General features: G+C 51.4%; 1 protein-coding gene. It reads right to left on the bottom strand.

All coding sequences use genetic code 11. The features are described from left to right. The gene (locus FYC77_RS19975; RefSeq protein ID WP_149083240.1) at positions 1–1,095 is read right to left on the bottom strand and encodes an IS630 family transposase; all 1,095 of its coding nucleotides are present in this window, start codon (positions 1,093–1,095) and stop codon (positions 1–3) included. Positions 1,096–1,140 lie beyond the last annotated feature (45 nt).

Below are 1,140 nucleotides of genomic sequence, written 5' to 3'. Positions count from 1 at the left end.
CTAAGATAACTTCTGAAAGTCAAGGAACTTCTCACACCACTTCTTTGCGAAGCTGATGCGTTGCGTTATTTTCTCGAAAGTCTCCTGAACGAGGTTTTTGAACTCGTCTTCGTTCTCAACGACAATCGGTGCCATCGTCCATTTGAGATAATCCCAGACTTGTTCGATTGGATTTAGGTGCGGTGAACCTGATGGAATGAAAATCAGGTCGATCCCAAGTTGATGCGCGCGCTTACGCGTGTACTTACACCTATGTGCTCCGTGCTTGTCCAAGACGAGCAGAATCCGCTTGCCGGGATTCTGCTCGCGTACCTGTTCTAGGACGCCACAAATCCGCTCTTTTTTCTCGTCTTCGGTGAATGTCACCAAACTCTCCCCGTTGAGAGCGTAGAATCCAACTGCAGAATCGTGTGTCTTGACTAACTCCGGTTCAATGTGTGGATCGTCTACATACCAGACACGCCGCGAATTATCGTACGGCTGTGGCTTCGACGCATCAAAAAACCCGAGGACAGTACCGCCATCAGTGCAGATATCGTCGTCAACCATCCACCGTTCTTCGTCTTCTTGCTCACGTTTGTTGTGTGGCTGATCATCCTCGTCGAGCGCGTCGTCGACGCGCTCTTCGAGGATTTCATCAGGATTCTCTGGCCGGTGTGGACGCTTTGGCCGTGGTTTCGCGTACGAAAGACCAAGCTCCCGAAGGAAGGTACCGAGGTAATTTGGACTGTAAGAAACACCGAATTCTTCCTGGAGAAGATGCTGAATCTCCTGGGATTTCCACGGTTGACCGTCTCGAAGCATCTCGATCAGTTCCTCTTGTTCATCCTCGTCGAGTTTCGGAGGCCGGCCGCCTCCGAAACTCGGCATCAGCCCTTCTAATCCGTCCTCGTTCCAGGCATCCGCCCAACGACCACCGGTGGTAGCCGACCGACCTTCTCGGTCGGCGGCCTCCGGAATTGAGTCGCCCTGGTAGAGATTTTTCAAAAACCCAAGCCGACGGAGGTGATGATCGTCTTCGGCCTCACGCAGCAATTCATCGATTTCTTCCTCAGTCAGGTGACGCTTAATCTCCTTTCGACGTGAGCGTTCCATTACTTGCTCATCGATCTTAACTCACAAAAGTTTTCGTACTCATTA

The organism is Natrialba swarupiae (assembly GCF_008245225.1).
GTDB classification, from domain to species: domain Archaea; phylum Halobacteriota; class Halobacteria; order Halobacteriales; family Natrialbaceae; genus Natrarchaeobius; species Natrarchaeobius swarupiae.
This window is presented reverse-complemented; position numbering and strand designations above follow the sequence as displayed.